The organism is Ruegeria sp. N10 (assembly GCF_056531545.1).
Window position 1 is genome coordinate 1 of sequence record NZ_JBQFLY010000032.1, and the last position, 25,418, is coordinate 25,418.

A 25,418-nucleotide genomic window follows, 5' to 3' on the forward strand; every position below is an offset into this window, starting at 1 on the left:
AACGAAAACGTCGGGGCAATGTGCTCACATGGGTCAATTCTCAGTGAAAATTATCTGGCTTACCGGGTCACTTCTCAGCGGAAATCAACAGTCAACGGCAAGCAAGGGAATTGAAACCATGCAAAACAACCAGGAACATTGATTGAATTTGCGGTCGTCAAATGGTCGAGGCTGCCGTCGGTGCCACTCAACTGTTTCTAACGAAAATAGTTAACGACCTTGGGGAGCAAGTCACGGCCTATTAACAAATAAACAAATTTGATTATGATCGCCTTACAAAGGCGGCGAGGTGTTCCATTATGAAGCGGTTTTGGCAAGTTGTCCCATCTTCAATTTCAGCACGTGCATTTTTCCCTGTTTCGACACAGGTTTCAGCGGTTCTCGGCGCTCTGACATTCATTGCAGCTTCGATAATCGGCGGCACAGCGGCGGCTCAGTTTCCAATTGCGGGAAGCTACGGGTTGGGTGGCGGGTTGGGACAAACCTCTGCTGTACTGCCTCCTCAGGGAACTAGGGTAATCGAAAATGGGTGGATCAACTACGATATCCAACGTTATGTCGATGACAACGGAGATGACATCGGTGCACCAACGCCCACAGTCAACGCGGCCCGGTTGACCTTCAGATATGTTTTTCGTGACGTCAGGATACTCGGGGCCGATTATGCGGCAGGCGTTGTCCTGACTTACCGAGATCAGATATTGCGGCCTGAACCCGGGTCGGGGACAGACTACCATCTGGGAGACACAGTTGTCACACCAATCGCGTTGGGGTGGCATCACAATACCTGGCACTTTCAAACATCCTACACCTTTTGGGCCCCAACCGGAGAATTTGAAGCGGGTGGAAGCACCAACACCGGCAAGGGCCTTTGGAGCCACATGCTGTTCGTAGGATCAACATGGCAGCAGGACGCAAGCCTGCCTTGGGCGGCAACGTTTCAGGCACGTTACGAAACGTTCGGACGCCAGAAAACCACCGATATTCGCCCAGGTGACGTCCTGTCATTGGAGTTTGCTTTTGGAAAAGAAGTCGCCCGGGGCTTCAGTCTGGGGCTTTTGGCGGCACGATCATTCCAAGTTTCAAAGCAAAGCGGTACACCCGGAGGCAATCCCTCAAAATATGAGATCAACCTAATCGGAGCTGAAGGTGTCTGGAAACCCAAAGATCTTCCAGGCGCTCAGATCGCCTTGCGCATGGGGAAGGAATTTGACAACCGAAACACGACGGAAGGCTTCGCGACCCTGCTGTCGCTTGCCTACGCATTTTAACCGGAGTGCATGAGGTCATTCGGTGAATCGTTTACCTTCAAAGGCAAAATGAGAGAAGATCGTGCCTGCGTGGCGATTTTGGCTATGAGTGTAGGCTGTGCTGCGACAGCGCAAAGTACTGATCCGGATGCTTCAGAAGCGGCGGCACGCGCAGCATTGTCAGTTTTGAGTATTGCTGCCACCCCAAACGAAACAATGTCTTCTTTTTCTTTTCTAAGGGCAACAGGCGACACAAAAAGCCTTAGATCAAGCCAACTCCGAGGCGGGTATCACCCGCTCGAAAATGGCTTATATCTTGAAGGGCTTGTGGCTTATCAGAAATACAACCCGGTGCTTTTCTTTCCAGAAATTGCACCTGGTGTCGATGTGGACGTGACCTGGGCAAGTGTAGCGGCAACCTTTGGTTTAGGCTGGGAGTTTCCGTTGAAAAACGACTGGCGCATTCGTCCGGTCGGGCATGTATCATTCGGCCATGTTACGGCTGATGCTTCAATTATTGACTTCCCGTTGCTTCCGGTCAATTCGCAGTCGGCGGATTCAGTTGACGGAAACCTGAATGCACTGGGATTAGGGGCATCTGTCGCCGTATTCAAGGAGACCCAGGTTGGCCTTTGGCAGGCAGAATACCGATTTCGCCAAACGTTTCTGGAGTTTCACCCAATTGACGAACCACAAGCCGGTGGGGCCAAGGCCAACTCCAACCAGACGACGCTTTTTTCTCGCCATCGCTATCCTTTGAAAGATGTCAGGTTCTTCAACTTGCCCACGCACCTAGTTCTGGATGCTGGACTGGTGTACTATCGAGGGGATGCCGCAAAGGTTCTGGACACCGATTGGTTGGCAACTGCTGGTGTCGGCATCGAGTTCGACGCAAGCCGAATTGGTGTTCCATTGGTTCAGGCCGGGCGGATAATGCTGAGTGGTGTAATCGCCGAGGATTTTGACGGTTATTCCATAGGCTTGGGCCTAAGGTTTTAGCGTCGCGCTCAACTTTGAACTTAAGACAATGTTCGGACGTGGGTTTCCCCGTTGGGAATCCAAATCTATGAATCTTGTAAGTTTTTGGATCTGTTGCAAACTTTTGACCTATGGCCTTCGTTGAGTTAGCGCCTGTTTGGCTGATGGCAGGTGTTGTCACGTTAACCCGCGATCCGCATAGAGATCCCGGTTTTTTGGATTTCAAACGTAAACGGTAACTCGATCACACGTGGGCAGCGAGGTTCCAGGGCAAGAGATCGTCGATCTGGCTTTGTTTGTGGCCGTTGACGATGGCTGAGAGCGTTGCGGTCAGATATACATGTGGATCGACGTTGTTAAGCTTGCAGGTTTCGATCAGCGAGGCGATGACGCCCCGGTTTTCGGCGTCCGCGTCGTGTCCGGCGAAGAGCGCGTTTTCCTGTTCAGGGGCAGTACCCGTTCATTCTGCCCATGTCGGGCAGCTTTCCCGTGTGCGTTACGGATGGAATGCCTATTTCGGTTCAGATATCCGGGTGTTTCAATCCCGCCAGCGCGGTGATGGACAATACGTAGCTTTGGAGCGCGATCATGGCGCCGGAGTGGGTTCTTGACGCGGCAGTGTGTTCGACCCTGAGTTTGGGCGTCCCGCTGGTTTCCATTGCTGCGCTTAATGATCTTCATGGTGTTCTCGCGTCCCTGGGGTTCCGGCGAAGCGTTTCGAAGAGGAAACGACAAAGGAGGCCGAGTATGATTCCGGAACGAAGGATCGATCCAGCGCAGCTGCCGCTACCCTTTCATCCCAATCCGATTATGCAGATTACGCAGGAGGAGAAGGCAACTGCTCTGACCGCGCTGGCCCAACTTCTGCTTTCGGCCGAGCCTCCCCCACTGAACTGGTCCACCGCTATGTTTAGGAAACGGAGGACCACGAATGTCCTTTACGACCTTCTCACTGTGGCTCTGCTTGGTTCCGGGTTTCTTTCTCATCTCCACTCCTTGGTGGTTACGATGAGCCAGAAATCCTCTCTTATCAAATCAACCTAAACTGTCCCATTAGCACTGACGTCAGACACTGGTTGTGAATCCTGACCCTAGAATCAATTACCCCGACTACGCATAAATTATGTGAAGTCGGGATATATTTGGTTAGCTTGCCACTCCTAAAAACGGTAGTTCAAACCGAATGTCGCAGTGGTGACACTAAAATTATTGTCTCCGCCGGATGTGTCAAACCTGTCTTCAAGAATTTCGCCGAATAGTGAAACGTTATTAGAAATGCGGTGCTCCAATCCAATGCCGATTGTATATCCCCATTCGTCATTGGTTGCACTACTCGCAGCGTAAGCTGAGCCGGTCGTTACGTAGGCCAAGGTGTCTCCGAAAGAGTAGCCACCCCGAATTTTGATGCGGCTCAAGCTGTCCAAGTCGCCAATACCTGCGGAAACATTGGAGTAGCTAGAGTCAACTGAAAGACCAGCTACCCAACTACCGTCAATTCCCCAATCGCGACCCACATGAAGTCCAACCAAGTCGCCATGGCCGTCCAAGTCCTCTGCAAGGTTCCCATAGCCAAAACGGGCTCCGATGTAGCTGCCATTCCAGTCTGCTGCGAAAGCAGGAACAGAGGTGAACGCCATCACTGTGGTCATTGCGATCGCCGCGGGTTTTATTACCATTCTTCCAGACATTGTCTTACCTCGGTGAGTTGTTCGTTTGAGATCCGACGGTATGAGATTTGTTAACCGTCCTCTGGTTAACTGTGGAAGATTGAGAACATTCTGGAGGTTCGAAACTGTAAGTTACAGTTACCGAACTGAACCTTCCTATCTGAATAAAACTGACCTGCCCGGTGTTGTTACGTTAGCTCGCTATCAAGCAAAGAATACTGTTTAATAAAATTCAGGCTGCTTGAGTGGCGGCATTCCAGGCGTCAATTGCTTCGAGGCGGTGATATCGAATTGTTCAGGCGGAGCGGCGGCGAGCGGGGACGCTGGAGCGGTTGCGGATTGCGGAGTATGTCGCCATGTACCTTTGCAACCCTGCTGGAGAGCGACGGCATTGCATTGTCCTTTCTCGCTTTCGGAATGGGAGATGGCTGTTTTCGGCGCGGTTATTGAGGCCCTTGTGCGACCAATGCTCCAGACCCGGCGCGACCTCTCGCTTGGCGGCACCATACGAGCGCAGCACGTCCGTGATGATCCGCTTGGGAGTGAAACCAAGACGCTTTATCAGGCGGCGTAACAGCCGTTTTGCAGCCCGTTTGTCCCGTTTCGGTTGGAGTATTTCATCCAGCACGATTCCATGCCGATCGACCGCGCGCCAAAGCCAATACTTGCGACAATAGAGTCTCACAACAACTTCATCGAGATGCCAGACATCGCCAGGACGGTTCAGTCTCTGCCGCAGGTTTCGAGTTACCGCCGGCCCGAACTTGATGAACCAACGCAGGACGGTTTCGTAAGAAGCATCGATCCCCCGCTGCAGCATCAACTCTTCAGTTTCCCACAGGCTCAGATTGAAGCGAACGTACAGCCACACCGCTTGCGCGATGATCTGAGGTGGAAATCGGTGGCGCCTGTAGCTGATCGATGACGAAATCATCGATGTCACCTACGTCTAAATCGTATCATGGTCACCCTCGAGCGCAATCGCTACAGCGGCCCGGCCAGCCTCATAAACTGCTGTATCTGCCGGCATGTTTACACGGAACGGTTGGTCGTTTTGGCGGAAGGCCCGACCGTTTGTGCCCACGATCGCATCATCGAGCTGTCACACCACAAATCCGGCAGCGTGATCTATGACTGGTGACATCACTTCGCTGTGATCCAACGCAAGCCCGGCGCCCGGCGCAATATCTAGCCTCAACAATCTCGCCGAATAACTTGGCAATGCCGTTTCAAAAACTATCTGCCCTAGTGGAGTTAGCGTTGCGACGAGGGAAACTTCCTTGACTCTATGCTGGCTAAGGACCACTAAAGTGCATTGGTGAAAATTACTCGTCGTCGCGATGCTGCCGGCTTCGATGATCCAATGGCCTTCAGACTAATTGTAGCATGTGCCCAGCACAGGAACGGGTTTCGCTGGGGTCTTCGCTATGAGCTCGTTCCTCGCAAGCATTCGTAACTGTCACCTGACATGCACCAGTCATCGCGTGACCCATGAAAGAAGGCGCCGTATGAACAGCACATGGCTCATTAATTGCGTGCTTGATGGCCGATAGATCAGGTCTCAGGCTCCGTTTCAATCAGTCATTCATCGTGTTTACGCGCTGCATTCTTTGTTTGATCCCGGCACTTTTGGTGTCGCTCTCAGGAACAAAGCTTCCTGCCCAAGTCGCAGGCAATGCCGATGGATCAGTTTGTGACGAAGGTTTCGAAAACAAGAATGGATCGTGCCAAAGAACAGACTTACCAGAAAACGCATATTTGACGGGTAGCTCCTATGGCAGTGGCTGGGAATGCAATCACGGTTTTCAGAATGTCGGAGATCTCTGTGAGGAAATAAGAGTTCCTGAAAATGCCTATCTTGCATCAACCGGAGATCAGTGGGAGTGCAATCGGCTGTTCCAGCGTGTCGAAGAAAAATGCGAAGAACTGATTGCACCTCAAAATGGATACGTCGAAACCAGGTTTGGCGCACAGGAAATACACTGCAACTGGGGATTTCGTAAGGAGAACCAGGATTGTGTTGCAATAGAAGTCCCAAAAAACGGTCGCCTGAGCGATAAAAAAAGCTCGGATGGTTGGGTATGCCTCAGAGGTTACAACGCAGCGGAGAGCGGCTGTGAGCCTGTGGCTGTTCCACAGCATGCGTATCTTGAACCAGATTCCTACTCTGGATGGAAATGCGAACGCGGTTTTCGCGCAAACCGGGACAGGTGCGTTGCGATCCTTGTTCCTTCAAACGCTCATTTGAATCGAAGAGGTGATGGTTGGGAGTGCAATCGGCCGTTCACACGACAGAACGATAAGTGCGCCGAAAATATTCCACGAAAATAGGTTCGTGGAAATCAATATCGCCTGACAAATCCGGAAGGACCAAGCCGTGAACCATAACTCGATTGACGAAAATCTTGGCAAAAGGATCAAAGCCGAAAAGGCGCGTCGCCGGTCCCACGGGATTAAGATATCTATAGCGTTAGCAGTGTTTGTTGCAGCGGTAATTGTAGTGGTGTTTCTCTGATGCGTAAAAATGCCCCTCAAGTGACCCTTTCTGACTCAAAGATGTCAGTGCGTGGTCTGGAACAAAGAGCATTTCAGGACCGCAGTGTTCGCAAGACGCGGAACGCTGACGTATCAGAAGTGATCGAAGTAGAATTTGGAAAGTACTTGATTAAGGCTGGCATTCTGAGCGGTAACAGCGTTGCGCGCGCATTCCCCAAGCCACCAGCGAAAACGCAAGGTTTGATTGCTGATGCAGTTGGCGAAACACCGTCATTGGCCATTGAAGCCTTAAAAGAAATTCTCGAAGAGCGAGACAGGAAACGCAGCGCTCGACGTCGTTTGGAGGCGAACTCCGGCAACTTCATTCCCAGTGAAGGAGAATATGTCGAAGCATTGCGCCAGATCAGGCTCTCCACTGCGCAGGTCACCATGCTCAAAGCACTTACAATCGCAGGCAAGGAAGGACTGAGCATTGGTCAGTTAACTAAGGCAGCTGGTTACAAATCGCGCGAGGCGTCCGTCAAGGTCTTCAAGAAAATCGGGCTATTGATTGCAGAATATCTGGAACTCGAGCTTCCCGAAGCCGGATCGGCACAGAATGATGGCGCCGCTCAGGTATTGGCATTTTCTCACGTCAAAAGTGACGATGAACCAGCGACTTGGATCATGCATCAGGAGCTGCGCGATGCTGTTCGTTCGGTTCTATGACGCACGTTCCAGCGCCTGCCTTTGAAGCGAACTTCGAACCGGAATAAACGCAAGAAAGGCGCACACGTAGCTTATGTTGGAGAAAAAACCATATCCGCTCGACCTGATCTATGTACCTGTGAAACGGGCCAAAACACTTGATCAACAAAAGGTTCTGACGCTGGCAGAAGATATCCTGAAGAATGGCCAGAAGACGCCGATCCAGATACGTGCGGACAACAAGCGGTTCGTGCTGATTGAAGGCCTTCACCGACTAGAGGCCATTCGCGCCCTAGGCGGTGATACGGTTGAAGCCTATTTGGTCCGTGCCAGACTACACTGAACTCTTTTTGAGATTGGCGTTCGACAAAGCCTCGGAAAATGCCAGCAGGCGCTGACCTTCTTCATCCCAAAGATGCAATCGTGCACAGTGAAAGCTCTCGAACAAAGTAATACGCTGGCAATTTTCCAACTCGGAATGGTCGCGCAAAACTTCGTCAAGCCGGTAAAAAGGTATGCGGCTGGCAAGGTGGTGAACATGGTGCACACCAATATTGGCAGAGAACCACCGCAGGATACCTGGCAGGGCATAGTGGGAACTTCCATAGAATGCTGCGTTCTGAAGATTCCACCCTTCTTCCCGCTCCCAGGTCGTGTGTTCAAACTGGTGTTGAATGTAGAAAAGCCAAATACCAATCGACGCGGCGACGATCATGGTTGGCAGGAATACATAAACCAGTACATCCATGCCTCCGGTCCAAAAAATCAGAGCCAGGACCACCGCAATCGCGACGTTTGTTCCCATTGCACTTGCCCAATACAGCCAGCCTGACCGCATGAAACCAAAGGGCAAGCGATTTTGAAGAAAGAACGTGTAGACCGGTACGATACAGAACAGGAAGAAGGGGTTCCGTATTAACCTGTAAGCGGCACGACCGGCCCACTTTCGCTTCAGGTATTCCTCTACAGTCAACGTAGGGATATCGCCCATCCCGCGCCGATCAAGGTTGCCGGTTGAGGCGTGGTGGATCGCATGGCTTTGCCGCCAGACGTCATAGGGTGTGAGGGCGAGAACACCCAGGACCCGACCGGTCCAATTGCAAACGGTGCGGTTTCTAAAGAAAGATCCGTGACCACAATCATGCATGATGATGAAGAGACGCACCAGAAATGCGGCGTTCAGGATGGCCAGTAGAACCGCGACCCAGACACTAAAAGATAACGCAAACCACGCTGCGCCCCATAGCGCGAAAAAGGGAATGACGGTGATTGCCAGCTCAAAAACGCTACGCTTCGTATCAGGCACACGGTATTGCGCGAGCGCCCGGGTCAATTCCTGCTGTTGCAACTGACTTGTTCTCCAACGACTCTGAGGAACCCCCTGAGCATTCGGGCACCCCAGAAGGGTGCCCGCAGCAGGCTATGCGAGTGCCAGGTTGGCGGCGCTGTCGCGTCCATCACGGCCAGCTTCGACGTCGAAGGTAACCTTCTGGCCGTCCTTCAATTCGTTGATGCCGGAACGTTCAAGTGCTGAAATATGCACGAACACGTCGCGCTTGCCACCTTCAGGTTCGATAAAGCCAAAACCTTTGGTCGAGTTGAACCATTTTACTGTGCCATTTGCCATGGTCGAAGTCTCCTAATACTTGCCGCCCGCATTATTGCGGCGACTCGGCGTGGTCGGTCTGAATCGAAAGACTGAACGCCGAATTTGGGAGACAGCAGGTCGAAAAAGAAAAACGTGAGCCTTGTGTATATGGGCTTAGCGTACACACGATACAAGTCTTGATACAATGGAAAGCAACAGAAGATCTGCGTCTGCCTAGCCCAAGTTAGGACAACGATAAGCAGGATTATTGCTCTGTGGTTCGGAAATCAGAAGTCGGCTTCTGTGATAAAACCTGCCGAGTGCGTATGCAGCAAATTGATTGCTCAGATACGGCAGGTAGGGCTGACTGTCCGAATTCACCGCGCGCTACAAGAACACCGCGGCTAGGCACAAATGTCATTGATTGGTGGAAACATTGCTAAATCAACGAGTTGACCTCTCTAATGAACGGCAGATTTTGCGCGGCCCGAATCTTGGGTCATGCTGCGTTGGCATAGGGCGACTGCGAGCCTCAAAGTGCAATTAGTAGGTCCGTATCTGCGCAAGCATCGGGCAAGAAACGTTCCCGATGTTACAGTTGGCCGTAAGTTCATTCAGGGCGGCCTCCAATCGCTTAAGTTCGTGTATCTTCATACGCACATTGGAGATATGAAGCTCGGCCAGTTCCTTAACGGATTGGCAATCCTCGCTATCACCTTCGGACAGGTTGAGAAGCACCTTTGCATCGGCAAGCGAAAAACCCAAGTCTCGGCACTTCCGTAGAAAACGAAGCCGTCCAACATCGTGCGCGGCGTACATGCGTCGATTATTCGATGCTCTTTCTGGTTTAGGCACGATCCCTTCGCGTTCGTAATAGCGGATAGTTTCAATTCCGACTCCGCTTTGCCGGGATGCTTCCCCAATCGCAAACATGTGAGATTTCCTGCCTTGATCCTGTAGTGGCTACAGAAGTTATACGAGAAGTTGCTGTCTCCACAACTCCGCGCGTCATGGTTCATGAGGGAAACGGAATGCAGAAATACCTTAGCCTCAGCTACTTGGGATCTCTATCAGCACTTGGCGTCGCGACTTGCTGCGTTTTGCCCATGATAGTGATGTTAATGGGGCTGGGCGGCAGTTGGTTGGCAATCTTTGGAAAGCTTGCCGCAGCGAGTTACTATGTGCTGACGATTTCAACGGCGCTCGTCGCGATATCGTGGCTGGTATCTTATCAGCGCGGTTCCTTGCCGACGTTGAAATGGCGGCTTGCAGGAACGACTCTGATCACCGGCGTGGCTTGGGCCGTTGTGTTTAACGAGGCACGGATTAACGATTACCTGATCATGAAGATGTGAGACTATGACAAAACAAACTGTAGTCCTGGAAAGCACCCTGACTTGCCCGAAATGCGGCCACAGCGAATCCGAGGAAATGCCAACGGATGCTTGCCAGTGGTTCTATGAATGCAAATCGTGCAAAACAGTTTTGAAGCCATTGGAAAGCGACTGTTGTGTTTACTGTTCATATGCCACGGTCCCGTGTCCACCAATTCAGCTAGGCGATAGCTGTTGCAGATGAAGCGAAGGATGGCTTTGTTGAGCGAACTGTGAGCTGCCGCCGCGAGCATCGCGGCGATTTGCTTGAATGACAGGTTTTCCGCTGCTTGGCCGCACAAGACATTCGGCAGTTGCAGCGTTGTTCCTGCTGCAAGCGCATGCACCAATAAAATCCAGGGCACAGGTTGGGTTCGAAACGCTATTTCGCCGCATCGCGTACGAACGGTTGGTTAAAGCCGTGAAGCTGACATTCCCGGTCTTCTCTACTTCCGAAAGGCTTTGTTGCACAATTGGCGTGAGGGATTCCCTGTTTGAATCCAGTAGGGTAGCTATGAGGTATGAGCAGTTGGTCCGCTAAGACGTACAAGACCAGGAACTGGCCTTCGTACAACACGGCGCTTAGGCAGCGTGGTTCGCTATCGATCTGCTTTGATCCTGAGATGGAATTGTAAAAGTCCGTCCAGGGAAAGGGGAAGCGCGCTCAAGCCCTGATCTGTGCAACAAAGCCATCCTTGGGGATGCAACCCCAACTCAAAGGATTACATTGCCTCACCCCCTTTGCAGGAGAGATTCTTCGATAGCTTCTGAAGCGGAAGACGACCTTACAGGTAATTGTTGCAACGGCATTGCCAAGTTGTTTGTGTGTGAATGAGAGGGGTGAGGCTTGGGCCTGTCACGTGGTCATTTCGACTGCATAGCCAAAAGTTTGCGACAAAGCCGTTTGAAACTTATGGTAGGTATAGATAGCAAGCGGCTCCGAAATCATCTTACCCGTAGATGGCTGCTTTTGTCAGGTCGTGAAGTTTGGAATTGCTGGCCAAGACAGCCCCCCCTCTTTCAATGAATTCGGAATATGGGGGGAAATCGACCTTGCCGCCTGCCTCCTCCACAATGAGCATTCCGGCAATGGCGTCCCAAGGATTGAGATGTGCTTCAAAAAACGCATCGGCCCGTCCAGCGGCAACGGTAAGCAAGCTATAAGCGGCAGATCCGTTTCGACGATATTCCATGCCATGGTCGATCAGTCTCTGGACTTGATCGAGATAGTCGTCGGCGCCGTGGCGCGCGGATCGTCCCAATAGGACCAGCGCATCACTCGCTAGCTCGCAACTTGAATTCGGAATCTCGATCCTGTCTTGGTGAGCATCCGAATTTGCGGACATATTCTCTCGAGAACTGAGCCGAGCTTTGGTATCCTACCCCGTAGGCAACCTCAGAGACCTTTGCGCCGGTGGTTTGAAGTTCATTGCGGGCATGAAGCAAACGCAGATCTTTCTGGTATTGCAGCGGCGAGGTTCCCGTGACTGCTTTGAACTGTTCGAAGAAGGCCGAACTGCTCATCCCCACACGAGCGGCAAGCTCTCTCACGGCAAGGGGTTTGCCCAGTTCTGATCGGATCTCGTTCGTCGCCGCAAAAATCCGGCTAGCCGTGTTCTCGTGCCACACCAGTTTTCGAAGCGTGCCACCATGTTGCCCGATCAGCAGGCGGGCGTGGATTTCCCGCGCCGTGATCGGCGCCAGCAAGTGTCGTTCCTCTTCGGTTTCGCACTGGCGAAAATATCGCAACAAGGCGTCTCGCATGTCATCACCAGTGGGTGCGAGGCAAATAGAAAACGGATCCGACACACGGTGGGTGGTTGACTGCGGCAAGGCCGGAGCTAGGGCGCGAAGGTGATCCAGATCAAGGGGGAATACGAGCGCGACATAGGGAAGATCGGGCGTGGCCTCGGTGATCCTTGAAACAACGGGCAGCGCGTTGCTGACGATCAGTGACTGCCCGGCCCGCACGGTAAGCGTTCTGGAGCTGGTCCCAACCTCCTTTGCACCTTGCAGGACCGCGCACAACAGCGGGCGGTAGACATTTGCGTCATGTTGGGTGATCGCCGGATGGGTGAGAAATACCGTCCCACCGTCCTTATGTGTCAACACACCGTGCGTGACGCCTGAGTGATCAAGTTGAACGAGAACGTAGTCCAATAACGCCCGAGGTCCCATGAATGCCTCCTGTGGGTCGACCCATCTTTACCACGGGAGCAATGCAAACACTTACCCAAAACTTCAGATTGTGGAGGATTGTGGAGGATTGTGCAAGAAAACTGGAGAATATTGAAAGATTCATCCTGCCTTGGTGATTATCGTGACTATAGGAAGTGAGGGATTTGAGATATGAAAACGATTCTTATCACCGGGGCCTCGTCGGGAATTGGCGCAGCGACGGCCCGGCATTTCCAAGCAAACGGTTGGAATGTCATCGCCACGATGCGCAACCCCACGGATGGCCCCGAGCTCGGCGCGTTAGAAAACGTACATCTGGCCCAACTGGATGTGACGGATTCGGGTTCAATTACAAAGGCCGTAGGCGAAGGCATCGAACGGTTCGGGCAGATAGATGTTTTGCTGAACAATGCGGGCTATGGCGCCTACGGTGCGTTAGAGGCCTTTTCGATGGATCGCATTCGGCGTCAGTTTGATACCAACGTGATTGGGTTGATGGAAGTGACCAAGGCTGTTCTGCCCCATTTCCGTCAGAACCAGTCGGGCACGGTTATCAATATCTCGTCCATTGGTGGGCAGATCACATTTCCACTTGGCGCGCTTTATCACGGCACAAAGTTTGCAGTTGAGGGGCTTTCGGAGTCACTACACTACGAGCTGGAGCCCCTTGGCATTCGGGTCCGAATTGTCCAACCGGGCATGATAAGAACCAACTTTGGAGGCAGTTCTTTCGATTTCGCCATGGATGAGAAGCTGCCGGACTACGCGCCAATGGCTGAAGCCATGGGGCGCCTGTTTGGCAAGCTGGCCGCGAACCCTTCTGCGCCTGAAACTGTCGCAAAGGTCATTTGGGATGCGGCCAACGAGACCGGAAACCGCCTGCGCTTTCGCGCAGGGCCTGATGCTGAAGAGCTGCTCGTTGCGCGTAAGCAACAAGATGACGAGACGTTCATCGGTGGTCTCAAGGAAAAGATGGCACCCTGAAGGGCCACTCAGTCGTTCACAGAAAGAGCTGATGATCCATGTACAGCGAAGCAATTGAAAAAGGCGGCTTGGCCGTTGTAACCGGGGCGGCAAACGGCGTGGGCAAAGCCGCAGCCCAACGCTTTGTACAAGACGGTCTGGGGGTTGTGCTGGTCGACCTGGCTGGTGAGGCATTAGACAGAGCCGAGGCGGAATTGCGCGATCTGGCCGGCTCGTCCGCAACTGTTCAGGCAATTCCGACTGATGTCACCGACACCACCGCCGTGAATGCCTTGGCGGATCAAGCTTTTGCGCTCGGCGAGATAGCTGTCCTAATGAACAATGCCGGTATCGCGCTGCCGACCAGCAGTTGGGAAAACGCGGAGAATTGGCGCAAACTGCTAGAGGTCAATCTTTTTGGGGTCATGAATGGCGTGCATGCTTTCCTGCCGCGCATGATCAAAGCGGCGCGCCCCGCTGTGGTAATCAACACGGGGTCAAAACAGGGCATCACCACACCACCCGGAAACCCCGCCTACAATACCAGCAAAGCCGCCGTGAAGGTCATGACGGAAATGCTGGCGCACGAATTGCGACAGACCGAGACGGAAATTACCACTCACCTGTTCGTACCGGGGTTCACCTATACCGGCATGATTCAGAAATTCATGCCGGAAAAACCTGCTGCCGCCTGGACAAGCGAAGAGACAATCGACTACCTGCTGAAGCGCATGTCGGCCGGAGATTTCTACATTCTCTGCCCGGACAACGATGTGTCCGAAGAGCGCGACAGCAAACGCGTTGAATGGGCTGCGGGTGACATAATCAACAATCGCCCGGCTCTTTCACGCTGGCATCCCGACTATGCTGATGCCTTTGCGGCGCACGAGGCCTCGGAAAAGTCGCACAAAACGAAAGGTCGTGGATAGAGCAAGTGAAACTGTTACCCAAGCAACAAAGCTCACACCTCGTCTATAAACCTAGCGGAGATTCATACGAAGCGCAGAGTTAGGCACATTTGGACTCTGGACGAAGCCGCTCGCGCGGCAATGGCGCTTGTTGCCGATGGTGTGCGTCACTCCTGAAGCCGGGCATTTTGCGAACTGATCAACCTGTCTGACGATTGGGGCTTTCTCAGTCGACAGACAGGAGGTTCCGATGACAGAGGAGAGAACCACGCCGCTGCGCGAGCGGATGATCGAGGACATGCGTATTCGGGGTTTGGGAGACAAATCCCAACGTGCGCGCATTCGTGCGTTGAAGGAGTTCGCTGCGTTTCTGGGGCGCTCGCCCGATACGGCCACGCCGGAGGAGCTTCGGGCCTACCAGCTTCACATGACGAATGCCGAGGTCTCGCCGTCGGTTTACATTGCGCGCATCACCGCACTGCGCTTCTTTTCTCGACGACCTGCGGGCGCGAGGAGATGAAGCGGTACATGCAGTTCCGGACCGAACCGCGCAAACTGCCCGCAGTGCTCAGCGTCGAAGAGGTTTCCGAGCTTCTGGCCGTCGCGCCCGGTCCCGGACTCAAGTACCGTGCCGCGCTCAGTATTTCCTATGGCGCCGGGCTGCGGGCATCGGAGGTCTGCAATCTCACGATCGGCGACATCGACAGCGACCGGATGCTGATCCATGTCGTGCAGGGCAAGGGGCGGAAGGATCGCAAGGTGATGCTGTCGGTCGGGCTACTCGATCTATTGCGTGAGTATTGGCTTGAGGCAAGGCCCGAGGGCTGGCTGTTTCCCGGCAAGCCGAAGATCAACCCGATCTCGCCGCGCCAGTTAAACCGCGCCTTCACCTCGGCCAAGCGCATGGCCGGGACCAACAAACCCGCGACGCTGCATACCCTGCGGCACAGTTTCGCCACGCATCTTCTGGAAGCGGGGACGGATGTACGGGTCATTCAGGTGCTGTTTGGTCATGCCAAACTGACGACCACCGCCCAATATACCAAAGTCGCCACCAAGATGATCCGGGACACCATCAGCCCCTACGAGATGCTGGCAAATCTGCAAGATCAGACGCTGCGGCGAAGCCTGGAGTGACGTGACAGGGCTTTGCCCCGTCCCAAACTGGAGATCGCTGACATCTTTCGTCGATACGGCCCCGCGTGGCGGCAGGCCAATGCCGGGCATGTCGGCCTGAGCCAGCTGAAGGTCATGTCGGCGATCGAAACCTGCCGGACAGAGGCCCTCGGCGGGCATGTGGCGGCCTGCACCAAGTGCAGCCATCAGCACATCGCTTATAACTCGTGCAAGAACCGGCATTGCCCCAAGTGCCAGGGACCGGCGGCGCGCGATTGGATGGAAGCGCGGGCCGAAGACTTGCTGTCTGTAGAGTACTTCCACGTCGTCTTCACAATTCCTGCCGAGATCGCCCGCATCGGTTATTGGAACCAGAAGGCGGTCTATGGGCTGTTGTTCCGCGCATCAGCCGAAACAGTGATGACCATCGCGGCTGACCCAAAGCGCATGGGCGCGAAGGTCGGCCTGACCAGCGTGTTGCACACCTGGGGATCGGCACTCACCCATCATCCGCATATCCACATGATCGTCCCCGGCGGCGGCCTGTCACCGGACGGTACGCGGTGGGTCGCATGTCTCCCCGGCTACTTCCTGCATGTGCGCGTCCTGTCCCGGCTGTTCCGGCGACTGTTTCTGGAGGGGCTGATGGACCTGCACCGTGCCGGTCAATTGGCCTTCTTCAGCGATCTGGCCGAGCTGGAGAACGCGAACAACTTCACCGCCTGGCTCGGGCCATTCCGCAAATCCGAATGGGTGGTCTATGCCAAACCGCCCTTCGGTGACCCCGAGGCGGTGCTGGCCTATCTCAGCCGATACACCCATCGCGTGGCGATCTCGAACAGCCGCCTCGTCAGTGCCAATACCGACACCGTGACCTTTCGATGGAAGGACTACCGGATTAAACGCGGGGACAGAATGAAAGTCATGCGACTGGCCACGCCTGAGTTCATCCGCCGGTTCCTGATCCATGTCCTGCCCCCTCTCGGCAGATTTGGCTCCGCCAAATCGCCTGCCGGGCAATGGACGGCTTCCATCGCATCCGGCACTACGGCCTGCTGGCAAGTGCCGCCCGCAAGACCAACATCGCGAAGGTCCGCACGTTGCTCGGTGCGGAAACGGTCTGGCAGGAAGACGCACCCTCCGCCGAAGTCATCCCGCTCACCCTGCGCGAGCCGTGCCCGGATTGCGGCGGCCCGATGCGTATTATCGAGACGTTCCGGCGTGGCGAGGTGCCACGATCTCGCGCGCCACCGAGAAGGCAGGCAGCATGACGACACCTCCGTTCATCTCATCCACCGCAGACCGGTTGCCTCAGCTACACCGGCCGAGACCGCTTGTCTGTAGCTGTTCGAAACGTTGCGAGGACGGCGCAAAACAGTTCTTTCAAGGGTTGAAGCCAGACCAAAGTCACAGGCAGAAACTGAGATCGGCAGCCTTCACCTCCAACACCTCCGCGTCCATCGCCGGCACAAAGTCAGCCGAAAACGCTCTTTCCCCATAAGTGGCGCCCAGACCCCGCGGCTTCCTCCCTGAGAGATTTTCCAACGCGGGCCACAGTCGAGCCAAGCCGAAACCTCACACCCTGGCCCGCATCAGAAAATCTTCATCTAACCAGACCTCAGAGGCAGTGCAGCACGTTGTGATAAAATGCTGTCCGTCGCCAGAGTTTCGATGGAGAATGGCCAATACCGATCATACGGATGCCGAAGGTTTTGAGGACGCCACGGATGTGACCTTCGAGGTCTTTGCGCTGCCGGATCAGCCTTTCAAGGGCACCGACAAGGCATCGCAGCCGGTCGACCTCTTCGCTGCGGATATGCACCGCAGTGAACCAGCCGGTTCGGGCGAGCTGCGCCAATCCTTCGGCATAGGTGGCGTCAGACTTGTTGAGCCGTGCCGACAAGCTCTTGTGCGCCTTGAGGGCAACAATGCAGGTCGCAGGCAGACCGAGACCGGCGAGGCCGCGCTGCAACAAGATCGACAACATTCCGCTTTCATGCACGATCCGTCGGGGCGTAAGTTCGCGGTTGCGAAACCAGCCCGCGACGCCCTGGGGATCAGCGGGACAGACGCCACGCGCTACAGTCTCAACGCTATTGGTCTATTTGGTCAGTGCCAAGCTTGGTTTGCCCGGACGAGACAGATGAAGATCGCTTCCGTTGGCTCGGGGTGTCGAGGGCACCTCCGCTCGCCGGGCCGCGCAGCGGCTGAATCAGCATTTGGTCGAGCCAGAGGTCTCGGCGTGTGCGAAACTGCTCGATGCCGATTTCCATGCCCTTATGCCCCATCTCGGGTTGCGCAACGTAAGTGCCTAGAAGTCGGTCCCACCACGGTAGATTAAACCCAAAGTTCGAGTTGGTCTCGCTTGGATCAACGGAATGGTGGACTCGGTGCATGTCTGGAGTGACGACGATCCATCTAAGTATTCGATCCACCGGACGCGGCAAGTCAATGTTTGCGTGATTGAAGAGCGCAGTAGCGTTCACGATCACCTCGAACAGGAGCACGGCGACAGCGGGCGGCCCCAAGGTTGCTACAACCGCCAGCTTGATCCCCATCGAGATGAGAATTTCTACCGGATGGAAACGCAAGCCAGTGGTCGCGTCAAAATCGAGGTCGGCGTGATGCATCCGGTGCAGACGCCAAAGCCCCGGTACGGCGTGGAACATCACATGCTGAAGGTAGATTGCGAGATCGAGAAGCAGCATGGAGGCCACGATGGCAACCCAAACCGGCGCCTCGATGTTGTTGAAGAGCCCCCATCCGCGATCCTCGGACATAGCTGCGAGACCAACTGCGAGGATTGGAAAGGTCAGCCGCAGGATGGCGGTGTCGAGCACCACGAGCGCAAGGTTGTTTGTCCATCGGATAACGCGCGGAATATCCCGTCTTCGCCGGGGTGCGGCCACTTCCCAAAGTGCCATCGCCGCCAGGACGGATAAGAAGGCAATAAGGCGGATAGTTGGTTCAGCAGCAAGGATTGTGTCGGACATGAACATCCACTATTCGGGTTTCTGTCGCGATAGAATTGCAAGCTGTTCTAGGCGACGACCGCTCCAATGTAACGCAGACATTCAAGCGATACCATCAGAGGGCAGCTTGGGTCCGCAACTCTGCCGTTCAGCAGATTTCAGCGAACGTCCGCTGCCGAACCAGCAACTCCCGGGCCCGCAGAACCATTGCGGACGCCTGGATCTCTTCACTTTTCACGGCAACAAAGCGCATCGTTGGTCGGCTTGCAGCTTCACAGATCGCTTCCGCATCGGCCGTATCGTTCTTTTGACATTTGACGAATGGATTCACGTAGGCCGGATGGATCAGCTTGACTTCGTGACTCAAGCGACTGATCTTGCGCGCCCAATAATGCGCACTGGCACAGGCCTCCATTACAACCACGCAACGCGGCAGCTTTGCGAAGAACTCAAGGACCTGACCCCTGCGCAATTTCTTCCGAAGAACAAGATAACCTGATCCATCCGCTCCGTGCACCTGGAAAACGTTCTTCGCCAAATCCAGGCCAATCATGCTAATCTCTCCCATAGACGCCTCCATTCAGGTTGTTTGCAAACCTAAGATGGCACACCGAGGCCAGCGCGGGCGTCTACACCTTCAGAACCGGAGCCCAGAATCGGGCGCGTTCGTCTTTTGACGAAACGGTGGTCCAATTCATTTCTCGCCACTAAAAGCACGACGCGGTCAGCGTTGCCATGGCATCATTCCAGAGTAAGGTACCCGGACCGCTACAGAATGCGCCATTTGTGCTAATGTCGTAAGGTCAAAAACGGGAAGCTGCAGCTCTTCCTGAAGACGCGCGGCATATGGCGGCAAATCGGTGCACTCCAGTACCAGCGACCGGATTTCCGGTGTCTGGTGTTTTAGTCGCCGTGCTGCTCCAAGGACTTCGGCCTCGATCACATCGGTGTCCATGCGGGTCCGTGTATTCCGCAAGATCACCTCAGCGAATTCGCTGGTGTCCTCCAATCCTTGCACCGCGACGGGTATACCGGCGGCTCCGACGCCTTCGAAATGCTTTGGTGTCAAGGCTGACGCATTTGCAGTCAGCACACCCACCGGGGCCTTGGCTCCGGTCATATGGAAGGCGAGGGGCACCTGAATCAGGCTCGATGCAAAGACAGGCACGGAAACGGCTGCGGCGAGTTCCTTTTGGAACAAAGCCAGAAACCCGCAACTTCCCGTAATGGCGCGAACGCCCTCGGCCTCAAGGCGTTTTGCGCCCTCAACAAAGGGGGCAAGCAACTCAGGCGATGGGTTGTTCAGCAGGGTCGGGACGGTGATGCCGTCGATCATTTCGTAGAGCACGGGAAACGGAAGGCTGGACGGATTCTTGATGTGTCCGGGCGGTTTGGGGAAATAGCTTTCAAGGCACAAAACCCCGATCGAAGCCCCGCAGATGTTTTGACCACCTTCGTAAATTGGCATGGTACTTGGGTCCTTTTGACTTAGAGATCTAAAATCGGGCCAGCGAGAATGGGTCCAAACTGATATTTGGACTGCGGTCAGACACGAGATCCGCCACTAGTTCCCCCGTTTTCGGTGCCATCATCAGGCCGTAGTGAGAATGCCCGAACGCAACGTAGAGCCCGTCTTTGCCATTGAGCGGCCCAATCGCAGGCAGGCTGTCAGGAAATGAGGGGCGCCGTCCCATCCAGAACTTCGCCCCACCTGTATCAAGGTCCGGCACCAAAGATTTGGCCTGATCGGTCAGTATCTTTTCTTTTCGCGGGTTGGCTGGTGCGTCTACGCTGCCAAACTCGGCCGTGCCGGCAACCCTCAGTCCGCCCAACATCGAACTTGCGACGATCTTTGCATCCACATCCATGACGGAATTGTTCAGCACAGCCGAAGGGCTCGGGAACTCGATATGATACCCCCGCTCAGCCACAAGCGGTACCGGTAGTCCGAGGGGTTTCAGCAGGTCGGCAGACCACACCCCGGCGGCAAGTACAACATGGTGCGCGTGCAACGAATCTTGCGACGTGGAAATCTGCCATCCGCTTTCCCCGGCGCGACTAATCTTGGTGACTTCGGTCCGCACGAATTCGGCACCTTGGGTACGCGCTTTTTCGGCCAGAACAGCGCCCAAACGTCCCGGTGAAGTTGCGCGCGCTTGGCCTTTGATCACGATTGCAGCCTTGAACTCATTGGACAGTGCAGGTTCCAGGCACCGTAGTTCAGTACCGTCGACACGCTCCAACTCACCACCTTTTTCCCGACGGATCAGATAGCCAAGCCCGTCTAGGTTGGCCTCTTCCGGATTGCGGAACGCGTGAATGTAGTAGCTGTCGACGATCAGGTTCTCGTGCCCAGTGCCTTGCAAGTGCCGACGATAAAGATCAATGGACGGACGGCACAAAACCTCCATCGCATCCGAAACTTCGCGCACAGTCTTTTCGCTGGACTTACCCAGAAAGCGTAGCCCCCACGGGATCATCTTCGGCCAGAAGGATGTCCGGACCGACAACGCGCTTTTCGGATCCAACAGCATTTGAGGAAGTTTCTTCCAAATGCCGGGAACGGCCTGGGGAATGATCGACCAGGGAGACACCACACCTGCATTGCCGAATGAGGTCTCCTGCCCGGGCTCTCCCCGGTCAATCAACCGCACGGTTTTGCCACGTTCCTGCAATGACAGGGCGCAGCAGATGCCGACGATCCCGGCGCCGATAATGGTTACACGTTCAGACATGTCAGGCCGTTGCTTGAGTTCGGGTGCGGGCGATCAACTGCGTAACGATCACGGGTGACGCTACTGCCAGCGCGATCAGGTCAGCCGTTATCGTGGGCGCTACGAAGATGATCCCGGCAAAACCCATCAGAATACGAGACAATACGTTGAGCGGTTGCAGCCAATAACCGACGACCGCCGCGGACAGGGCGATGACCCCCGCTATGCAGCTTGCCGCAGTGTATGTGAACTCCCAAAAATCGAACCCGGTGGAGGACACGAACAACAAAACCGGTGCATAGACGAATGCCATCGGCGCTATCACCTTGCCCAACCCGAGCGTAAACGCGGACAGCCCGGTGCGGAACGGATTTGAGTTGGCGATCGCAGCCGCCGCATAAGCCGATGTACAGACCGGAGGCGTAATTTCGGACACCACGCCGTAGTAGAGCACGAACAGGTGGCTTGCGATGGGCGGAACACCCAACTGGGCCAGCGCGGGCTGCGCGACAGAAACCAGCATGATGTAAAGCGCGGTGGTTGGAATACCCGCCCCCATCAAAATGCAGACGACAGCGATGAAGATCAGGGAGATGAACAGTTGCAGGTCTTCGATTGCAAACAGCTGGAAGCTGCCGAACGAGATCATATTATAAAGATCCGCCGCCAGATTACCTGCCCCTTGCGTGACCATAAATCCGATACGAAAGCCGATACCAGTGGTGTTAATCACACCCACAACGATACCCACAGCGGCGGCAGCGGCACCCACCGCCAGCGAGTATTTTACGCCCAGTTCGACAGCAGCTAGCATCTCGGGCACTTCGATACGTTTTTGCGGGTTCAGTGTGGCAGTCACAGACAGCGCGCAGAGTATCGCGGTCATTGTCAGGTCGAACCCGCCATCCGAGAACTTCCATAACACAAAGGCCAGAAACGCCGCCGCGTAAATCAGCGTTGGTGGCTGCTTGATACGCGACATACCCGCGATCACCGCCAGCGATATGCCGCAGAAGGCAGACATGAATGGCGTGTAACCGGTAAACAGCACCACCAGCAGGCCAATCAAGGGCACGATATTAGCCCAACCTTCAGCCCAGACAGCCTTGAGTTGCGGCAATTGTTCCTTTGTCAGACCCTTCAGGTTCAGCTTGCGCGCCATCAAGTGCACAACCGCGAAGACGCCAATATAGTGCAGAAGCGCTGGGAAGATCGCCGCAATGACAATAGTGGTGTAAGGCACCTCCAGGAATTCGGCCATGATAAAGGCCGCGGCCCCCATGATGGGCGGCGTGATCTGGCCGCCCGCCGAGGAAGCAGCCTCGACCCCGCCCGCGAAATGGCCGGGGTAGCCCAGGCGTTTCATGTTCGGGATGGTCAGCGCGCCGGTTGAAACCGTGTTGGCGACCGAGGACCCTGAGATCGTTCCAAAGAAAGCCGATGATACGACCGACACCTTGGCCGGACCACCTGTATAGCGACCCGCCAGAATGGTGGCATTGTCGATAAACAACTTTCCCAACCCGGTGCGCTGCGCGATCACACCAAACAAAACGAAATGGAAGACGATGGTCGAAACGACCCAAAGCGTGACGCCATAGATGCCTTCCTGCGGAAAGTACATCGACGACACGAAGGTTTTGAAGTTTACACCGGGATGCTGCAACAAGCCGGGGAAGTACGGCCCAAGCAGGGCGTATGAGATAAAGACGCAGATGATCAGCGGCAGCACCCAGCCCAAAGTGCGGCGCGCGATGTCCAGTACCAGCAGGATGATGATCACACCCAATATCACATCGTAGGTGTTGGGGTTACCCATGCGGAATGTCTGTTCCTCGATCCCAAGAAAGGGAATGCCGCGCCATGCAACGCCAACATAAAGCGCAGCAACGATACCAAGCGCCATGAAAACCAAATCGTAAAGAGGGACATTCCCAATGCGAAACCGGCTGACCTTGAGTGCATAAAGGCTCTTGGCGCCGATAATAGGGATGGTGGCATAAACCAGGATGAACAGCAGGGCCAAGTAGATACCCATGTGCCAATGGTCCGCAGGCAGGCCGAACCCAGCGGTGAAAAACTCGTAGAACGCAAAGATCAGGGCGACGACGCGCAATACCTTGCCCGTGGTGGGCGAAACTTCACGTACAGCGGCACCTTCGTCGAACTGTTCCTCAATTGCGGCCAGTTCTTCGGCCGTCAGTTCGCGGTCATCAGGTTGCTGGGTCTCGGACATGATGGCCTCCCTGTCATATTGGTGCATTTTGACAGTGCGATGCCCCCATTGAGGCATCGCATCTGCAGGTCAGTTTTGTGAGTGGTAGGTTAAAGTAGGCCTGCTTCTTTGTAGAACTTCTCGGCCCCCGGGTGCAGCGGAACACCCAGTGCCTCTACGCCGTCCAGTGCCGTATCAGGTGTGATTTGCTTGCCTTTGGCATGGCCGTTGTCCAGCAGTTTGCGCGTGTTGTCATTCCAAAGCGCCTTGGTCAGCTGATAGACCAGATCTTCGGACAGGTCCGAAGAGACAACCAGCATCGCGCTAACCGCAGGGGTCTTGGTTTCGGTGTCGATCCCTTCATAGACGCCACCCGGAATGACCGAGGGGATATAGGCCGGGATGATCTCGTTGATCTTCGCGAGATCTTCGTCGCTGAAGGAATGCAAGTTCATGCCCTTGGTCGATGACAGTTGAACCATCGCCGCAACGGGCCAACCTGCGGCATAGAAATAGGCGTCCAGTTGACCATCCGCCAAACGCTCTGCGCTCTGGCTGTTGTTCAGCTCGGCCTCATCCATATTGTCCCGGTTTACGCCCCAGGCATCCAGCATCTGCAGCACAGCAACTTGTGTACCGGAACCGGCTTGCGCGATACCTACACGCTTGCCTTCCAGATCGCCCAGATCATTGATCGTCTGTCCTGCAGGCAGAACCAGATGCAGATCCTCCGGGAACAAGTTTGCCACAATGCGCAGCTTGGGATGCGGCTTGCCTTCGAACTTGCCTTCCCCCAGATACATCGAACGGGTGACGTCTGCAGCGGCCAGACCGGCCTCAAGCTCTCCGTTCTGAACAGCGGCGTTGTTGAAGACCGAAGCGGTGGTGGATTGTGCGATTGCAATCAGGCCCGGAACACCGCACTGGCCGCCTTCTTCACAGGGGCGCGAGCCCGGAGGGGCGGAGATACCGTTTGCGATGGTACCTCCGATAGGGAAGTAGGTTCCGCCTGCACCACCGGTCCCGATGCGGAAAAACGTTGGGTCCTGCGCCAGCGCAGGGGCGGCAAGCGCGCCCGCCAGAGCCAGTCCGGTCAAGTATTTCACAAATTTCATCATCATCTCCCTTTTTGGATGGTCAGATTCGGTTTGGCCGAATTTCGATCCTGCAAGCGTAGAGGCAAATTGCATAAAGACAAATTTATTATATTTCACAAAACTATAGTTTAGCTTATACATGACTCATGAACCTTACGCAGCTGACCGTTTTCCGTGAGGTGATGGAGACCGGCTCCATCTCTCAAACCGCCAGGAAACTGAACCGCACCCAGCCTGCGATCAGTCTGGCCTTGAAAAATCTTGAAAAGACCCTTGGCCTGACACTGTTCGAGCGAAAGGGACGGCGATTGGTACCTGTCCCCGAAGCACATTACCTTTTGGCCGAAACCGCAGGCATTCTGGACCGCCTTGCGACAATTTCCAGCACGATGGAAGGATTGATCAAGGGGCATTCCGGCAGCCTGAATATCGCGACAATGCCAGGCCCGTCCGCCTTTCTTTTCCCGCGTTTCATCAGCCAATCGGTCGGCGAGAACCCCGAGATACGTATCACATTATCTACGCGCAGTTCGCCTCAGATCATGGAGCTAGCGGGCACGCAGAATATTGATTTCGGCTTCGCAGACTTCGAGTATTCGGCCGGGAAAGAGCCTCAGTATTCAACAGAACTGATCCAGGCAGATTGTTTTTGCGCCGTTGATCGTGACAGCCCGCTTGCTTCGCGCATGACCGTTTCCATTTCCGATCTTGACGGAGCCCCGATGGGGGGATTGCATGCCGCGCACCCGTTTCAGCGCAAAATTAGGCAAGAGTTTCAGGATGTATCCGCGAATTACAATCCAACGGTGACCTGTCAGTACTTTCTTCCCTTGATACCCTTTGTGAGTTCAGGACAGTGTTATTCTATCATGGACCCATTGACCGTTGCCACTGAACAAGAGCTGAACCTGTCTAATGGAAAGGTTGTATTCTTACCGTTCGAAAAACCGCTAAGATACGAGTATGCAACCCTTGTGCCCGACCACCGACCACCGTCTCAATTGGCTTTGAAGATCAAAGCGGGTTGGAAAGCCGAAGTTTTGTCGATGTTGGAAGAGGTGAAAGCCAAACCTATTGTAGTGGGGATAGATTAACTGACCTGCCCCCCGAGGCTCCCTCATTCACAACGTGAGTCTGCGGGTCTGGCTTTCATATTCCTCGGTTTCGGTCTGGGCAAGCGCGCCGGGCGCGGAGCCCTCAAATTGCTCAAGCGTCC

At 54.8% G+C, this 25,418-nt stretch carries 22 protein-coding genes and 6 pseudogenes; 13 read left to right on the top strand and 15 right to left on the bottom strand.

Features of this window, described 5'->3' with window-relative positions:
- Positions 1–299 precede the first annotated feature (299 nt).
- Together ACR0JI_RS20980 and ACR0JI_RS20985 are read left to right on the top strand one after the other, a co-directional pair.
- On the top strand, positions 300–1,271 hold the full coding sequence (locus ACR0JI_RS20980) for a SphA family protein (protein ID WP_480473577.1): 972 nt from the start codon (positions 300–302) through the stop codon (positions 1,269–1,271).
- 9 nt (positions 1,272–1,280) lie between these two features.
- Positions 1,281–2,249, top strand: coding sequence for an autotransporter domain-containing protein (locus tag ACR0JI_RS20985; protein ID WP_480473578.1), 969 nt, complete (start codon positions 1,281–1,283; stop codon positions 2,247–2,249).
- 223 nt (positions 2,250–2,472) lie between these two features.
- Here ACR0JI_RS20985 and ACR0JI_RS20990 read toward each other — a convergent pair.
- The 3 genes and pseudogenes from ACR0JI_RS20990 to ACR0JI_RS21000 all read right to left on the bottom strand — a co-directional run.
- Positions 2,473–2,679 (bottom strand): annotated as a pseudogene (locus ACR0JI_RS20990) (transposase domain-containing protein); the annotation flags it as partial.
- Between the two features lie 709 nt (positions 2,680–3,388).
- A complete protein-coding gene (locus ACR0JI_RS20995) occupies positions 3,389–3,877 on the bottom strand; it encodes an outer membrane protein (protein ID WP_480473579.1) in 489 nt (162 codons plus the stop codon).
- Between the two features lie 250 nt (positions 3,878–4,127).
- Positions 4,128–4,829: pseudogene (locus tag ACR0JI_RS21000) on the bottom strand (IS6 family transposase).
- A 608-nt stretch (positions 4,830–5,437) separates the two neighbouring features.
- On the opposite strand from ACR0JI_RS21000, the gene ACR0JI_RS21005 reads away from it, so the two are divergent.
- The 3 genes from ACR0JI_RS21005 to ACR0JI_RS21015 all read left to right on the top strand — a co-directional run bounded on the left by ACR0JI_RS21005 (position 5,438) and on the right by ACR0JI_RS21015 (position 7,421).
- On the top strand, positions 5,438–6,226 hold the full coding sequence (locus ACR0JI_RS21005; RefSeq protein WP_480473581.1) for a hypothetical protein: 789 nt from the start codon (positions 5,438–5,440) through the stop codon (positions 6,224–6,226).
- A 183-nt stretch (positions 6,227–6,409) separates the two neighbouring features.
- The gene (locus ACR0JI_RS21010) at positions 6,410–7,099 is read left to right on the top strand and encodes a hypothetical protein (RefSeq protein WP_480473582.1); all 690 of its coding nucleotides are present in this window, start codon (positions 6,410–6,412) and stop codon (positions 7,097–7,099) included.
- Positions 7,100–7,172: 73 nt separating this feature from the next.
- Entirely contained in the window at positions 7,173–7,421 is a 249-nt protein-coding gene (locus ACR0JI_RS21015) for a ParB N-terminal domain-containing protein (RefSeq protein WP_480473583.1), read from the top strand.
- On the opposite strand, the gene ACR0JI_RS21020 is transcribed toward ACR0JI_RS21015, so the two are convergent.
- From ACR0JI_RS21020 to ACR0JI_RS21030, 3 genes are all read right to left on the bottom strand, one after another.
- Positions 7,413–8,426, bottom strand: coding sequence for a fatty acid desaturase (locus tag ACR0JI_RS21020; protein ID WP_480473584.1), 1,014 nt, complete (start codon positions 8,424–8,426; stop codon positions 7,413–7,415). The two genes, ACR0JI_RS21015 and ACR0JI_RS21020, sit on opposite strands and share 9 nt — an antisense overlap.
- A gap of 72 nt (positions 8,427–8,498) precedes the next feature.
- The gene (locus tag ACR0JI_RS21025; protein WP_480496510.1) at positions 8,499–8,705 is read right to left on the bottom strand and encodes a cold-shock protein; all 207 of its coding nucleotides are present in this window, start codon (positions 8,703–8,705) and stop codon (positions 8,499–8,501) included.
- 504 nt (positions 8,706–9,209) lie between these two features.
- Complete coding sequence (locus ACR0JI_RS21030; protein WP_480473586.1) at positions 9,210–9,599, bottom strand: MerR family transcriptional regulator; 390 nt, start codon at positions 9,597–9,599, stop codon at positions 9,210–9,212.
- A 98-nt stretch (positions 9,600–9,697) separates the two neighbouring features.
- Between ACR0JI_RS21030 and ACR0JI_RS21035 the strand changes: the two genes are divergently transcribed.
- From ACR0JI_RS21035 to ACR0JI_RS21045, 3 genes and pseudogenes are all read left to right on the top strand, one after another.
- Positions 9,698–10,021 carry a hypothetical protein gene (locus ACR0JI_RS21035; RefSeq protein ID WP_480473587.1) on the top strand — a complete coding sequence of 108 codons (324 nt, stop codon included), beginning with the start codon at positions 9,698–9,700 and terminating at the stop codon, positions 10,019–10,021.
- Positions 10,022–10,097: 76 nt separating this feature from the next.
- Positions 10,098–10,244 (top strand): GDCCVxC domain-containing (seleno)protein, encoded by a 147-nt coding sequence (locus ACR0JI_RS21040; RefSeq protein ID WP_480496520.1) that lies wholly within the window; start codon positions 10,098–10,100, stop codon positions 10,242–10,244.
- Positions 10,245–10,560: 316 nt separating this feature from the next.
- Positions 10,561–10,665, top strand: a pseudogene (locus ACR0JI_RS21045) (IS5/IS1182 family transposase); the annotation flags it as partial.
- A gap of 324 nt (positions 10,666–10,989) precedes the next feature.
- Here the strand turns inward: ACR0JI_RS21045 and ACR0JI_RS21050 are convergent.
- A complete protein-coding gene (locus ACR0JI_RS21050; RefSeq protein WP_480496512.1) occupies positions 10,990–11,301 on the bottom strand; it encodes an inositol monophosphatase family protein in 312 nt (103 codons plus the stop codon).
- Positions 11,302–11,314: 13 nt separating this feature from the next.
- Complete coding sequence (locus ACR0JI_RS21055) at positions 11,315–12,217, bottom strand: AraC family transcriptional regulator (RefSeq protein WP_480496513.1); 903 nt, start codon at positions 12,215–12,217, stop codon at positions 11,315–11,317.
- A gap of 171 nt (positions 12,218–12,388) precedes the next feature.
- Between ACR0JI_RS21055 and ACR0JI_RS21060 the strand changes: the two genes are divergently transcribed.
- From ACR0JI_RS21060 to ACR0JI_RS21075, 4 genes and pseudogenes are all read left to right on the top strand, one after another.
- Entirely contained in the window at positions 12,389–13,201 is an 813-nt protein-coding gene (locus tag ACR0JI_RS21060; RefSeq protein WP_480473591.1) for an SDR family oxidoreductase, read from the top strand.
- A 38-nt stretch (positions 13,202–13,239) separates the two neighbouring features.
- Positions 13,240–14,109, top strand: a complete 870-nt coding sequence (locus ACR0JI_RS21065; protein ID WP_480473592.1) for an SDR family NAD(P)-dependent oxidoreductase — start codon at positions 13,240–13,242, stop codon at positions 14,107–14,109.
- 229 nt (positions 14,110–14,338) lie between these two features.
- Positions 14,339–15,225: pseudogene (locus ACR0JI_RS21070) on the top strand (tyrosine-type recombinase/integrase).
- 12 nt (positions 15,226–15,237) lie between these two features.
- Positions 15,238–16,475 (top strand): annotated as a pseudogene (locus ACR0JI_RS21075) (IS91 family transposase).
- Positions 16,476–16,822: 347 nt separating this feature from the next.
- On the opposite strand, the gene ACR0JI_RS21080 reads toward ACR0JI_RS21075, so the two are convergent.
- From ACR0JI_RS21080 to ACR0JI_RS21110, 7 genes and pseudogenes are all read right to left on the bottom strand, one after another.
- Positions 16,823–17,206, bottom strand: coding sequence for an IS110 family transposase (locus ACR0JI_RS21080; protein WP_480496515.1), 384 nt, complete (start codon positions 17,204–17,206; stop codon positions 16,823–16,825).
- A gap of 91 nt (positions 17,207–17,297) precedes the next feature.
- Complete coding sequence (locus tag ACR0JI_RS21085) at positions 17,298–18,197, bottom strand: sterol desaturase family protein (RefSeq protein ID WP_480496518.1); 900 nt, start codon at positions 18,195–18,197, stop codon at positions 17,298–17,300.
- A 145-nt stretch (positions 18,198–18,342) separates the two neighbouring features.
- A pseudogene (locus tag ACR0JI_RS21090) lies at positions 18,343–18,744 on the bottom strand (IS110 family RNA-guided transposase); the annotation flags it as partial.
- A gap of 156 nt (positions 18,745–18,900) precedes the next feature.
- A complete protein-coding gene (locus tag ACR0JI_RS21095) occupies positions 18,901–19,644 on the bottom strand; it encodes an aspartate/glutamate racemase family protein (RefSeq protein WP_480473594.1) in 744 nt (247 codons plus the stop codon).
- A gap of 28 nt (positions 19,645–19,672) precedes the next feature.
- The gene (locus tag ACR0JI_RS21100; RefSeq protein WP_480473595.1) at positions 19,673–20,911 is read right to left on the bottom strand and encodes an NAD(P)/FAD-dependent oxidoreductase; all 1,239 of its coding nucleotides are present in this window, start codon (positions 20,909–20,911) and stop codon (positions 19,673–19,675) included.
- Between the two features lies 1 nt (position 20,912).
- The gene (locus tag ACR0JI_RS21105) at positions 20,913–23,126 is read right to left on the bottom strand and encodes a TRAP transporter permease (RefSeq protein WP_480473596.1); all 2,214 of its coding nucleotides are present in this window, start codon (positions 23,124–23,126) and stop codon (positions 20,913–20,915) included.
- 89 nt (positions 23,127–23,215) lie between these two features.
- On the bottom strand, positions 23,216–24,220 hold the full coding sequence (locus tag ACR0JI_RS21110) for a TAXI family TRAP transporter solute-binding subunit (protein ID WP_480473597.1): 1,005 nt from the start codon (positions 24,218–24,220) through the stop codon (positions 23,216–23,218).
- 128 nt (positions 24,221–24,348) lie between these two features.
- Between ACR0JI_RS21110 and ACR0JI_RS21115 the strand changes: the two genes are divergently transcribed.
- Positions 24,349–25,296 carry a LysR family transcriptional regulator gene (locus ACR0JI_RS21115; RefSeq protein ID WP_480473598.1) on the top strand — a complete coding sequence of 316 codons (948 nt, stop codon included), beginning with the start codon at positions 24,349–24,351 and terminating at the stop codon, positions 25,294–25,296.
- Positions 25,297–25,418: the final 122 nt, after the last annotated feature.

What these genes read in the sequence shown, in the direction of transcription:
- ACR0JI_RS20980 (WP_480473577.1), top strand. Translation starts at nt 300, where the DNA reads ATGAAGCGGTTTTGGCAAGTTGTCCCATCTTCAATTTCAGCACGTGCA.
- ACR0JI_RS20985 (WP_480473578.1), top strand. Translation starts at nt 1,281, where the DNA reads ATGAGGTCATTCGGTGAATCGTTTACCTTCAAAGGCAAAATGAGAGAA.
- ACR0JI_RS20995 (WP_480473579.1), bottom strand. Translation starts at nt 3,877, where the DNA reads ATGACCACAGTGATGGCGTTCACCTCTGTTCCTGCTTTCGCAGCAGAC.
- ACR0JI_RS21005 (WP_480473581.1), top strand. Translation starts at nt 5,438, where the DNA reads ATGGCCGATAGATCAGGTCTCAGGCTCCGTTTCAATCAGTCATTCATC.
- ACR0JI_RS21010 (WP_480473582.1), top strand. Translation starts at nt 6,410, where the DNA reads ATGCGTAAAAATGCCCCTCAAGTGACCCTTTCTGACTCAAAGATGTCA.
- ACR0JI_RS21015 (WP_480473583.1), top strand. Translation starts at nt 7,173, where the DNA reads ATGTTGGAGAAAAAACCATATCCGCTCGACCTGATCTATGTACCTGTG.
- ACR0JI_RS21025 (WP_480496510.1), bottom strand. Translation starts at nt 8,705, where the DNA reads ATGGCAAATGGCACAGTAAAATGGTTCAACTCGACCAAAGGTTTTGGC.
- ACR0JI_RS21030 (WP_480473586.1), bottom strand. Translation starts at nt 9,599, where the DNA reads ATGTTTGCGATTGGGGAAGCATCCCGGCAAAGCGGAGTCGGAATTGAA.
- ACR0JI_RS21035 (WP_480473587.1), top strand. Translation starts at nt 9,698, where the DNA reads ATGCAGAAATACCTTAGCCTCAGCTACTTGGGATCTCTATCAGCACTT.
- ACR0JI_RS21040 (WP_480496520.1), top strand. Translation starts at nt 10,098, where the DNA reads ATGCCAACGGATGCTTGCCAGTGGTTCTATGAATGCAAATCGTGCAAA.
- ACR0JI_RS21055 (WP_480496513.1), bottom strand. Translation starts at nt 12,217, where the DNA reads ATGGGACCTCGGGCGTTATTGGACTACGTTCTCGTTCAACTTGATCAC.
- ACR0JI_RS21060 (WP_480473591.1), top strand. Translation starts at nt 12,389, where the DNA reads ATGAAAACGATTCTTATCACCGGGGCCTCGTCGGGAATTGGCGCAGCG.
- ACR0JI_RS21065 (WP_480473592.1), top strand. Translation starts at nt 13,240, where the DNA reads ATGTACAGCGAAGCAATTGAAAAAGGCGGCTTGGCCGTTGTAACCGGG.
- ACR0JI_RS21085 (WP_480496518.1), bottom strand. Translation starts at nt 18,197, where the DNA reads ATGTCCGACACAATCCTTGCTGCTGAACCAACTATCCGCCTTATTGCC.
- ACR0JI_RS21095 (WP_480473594.1), bottom strand. Translation starts at nt 19,644, where the DNA reads ATGCCAATTTACGAAGGTGGTCAAAACATCTGCGGGGCTTCGATCGGG.
- ACR0JI_RS21100 (WP_480473595.1), bottom strand. Translation starts at nt 20,911, where the DNA reads ATGTCTGAACGTGTAACCATTATCGGCGCCGGGATCGTCGGCATCTGC.
- ACR0JI_RS21105 (WP_480473596.1), bottom strand. Translation starts at nt 23,126, where the DNA reads ATGTCCGAGACCCAGCAACCTGATGACCGCGAACTGACGGCCGAAGAA.
- ACR0JI_RS21110 (WP_480473597.1), bottom strand. Translation starts at nt 24,220, where the DNA reads ATGAAATTTGTGAAATACTTGACCGGACTGGCTCTGGCGGGCGCGCTT.
- ACR0JI_RS21115 (WP_480473598.1), top strand. Translation starts at nt 24,349, where the DNA reads ATGAACCTTACGCAGCTGACCGTTTTCCGTGAGGTGATGGAGACCGGC.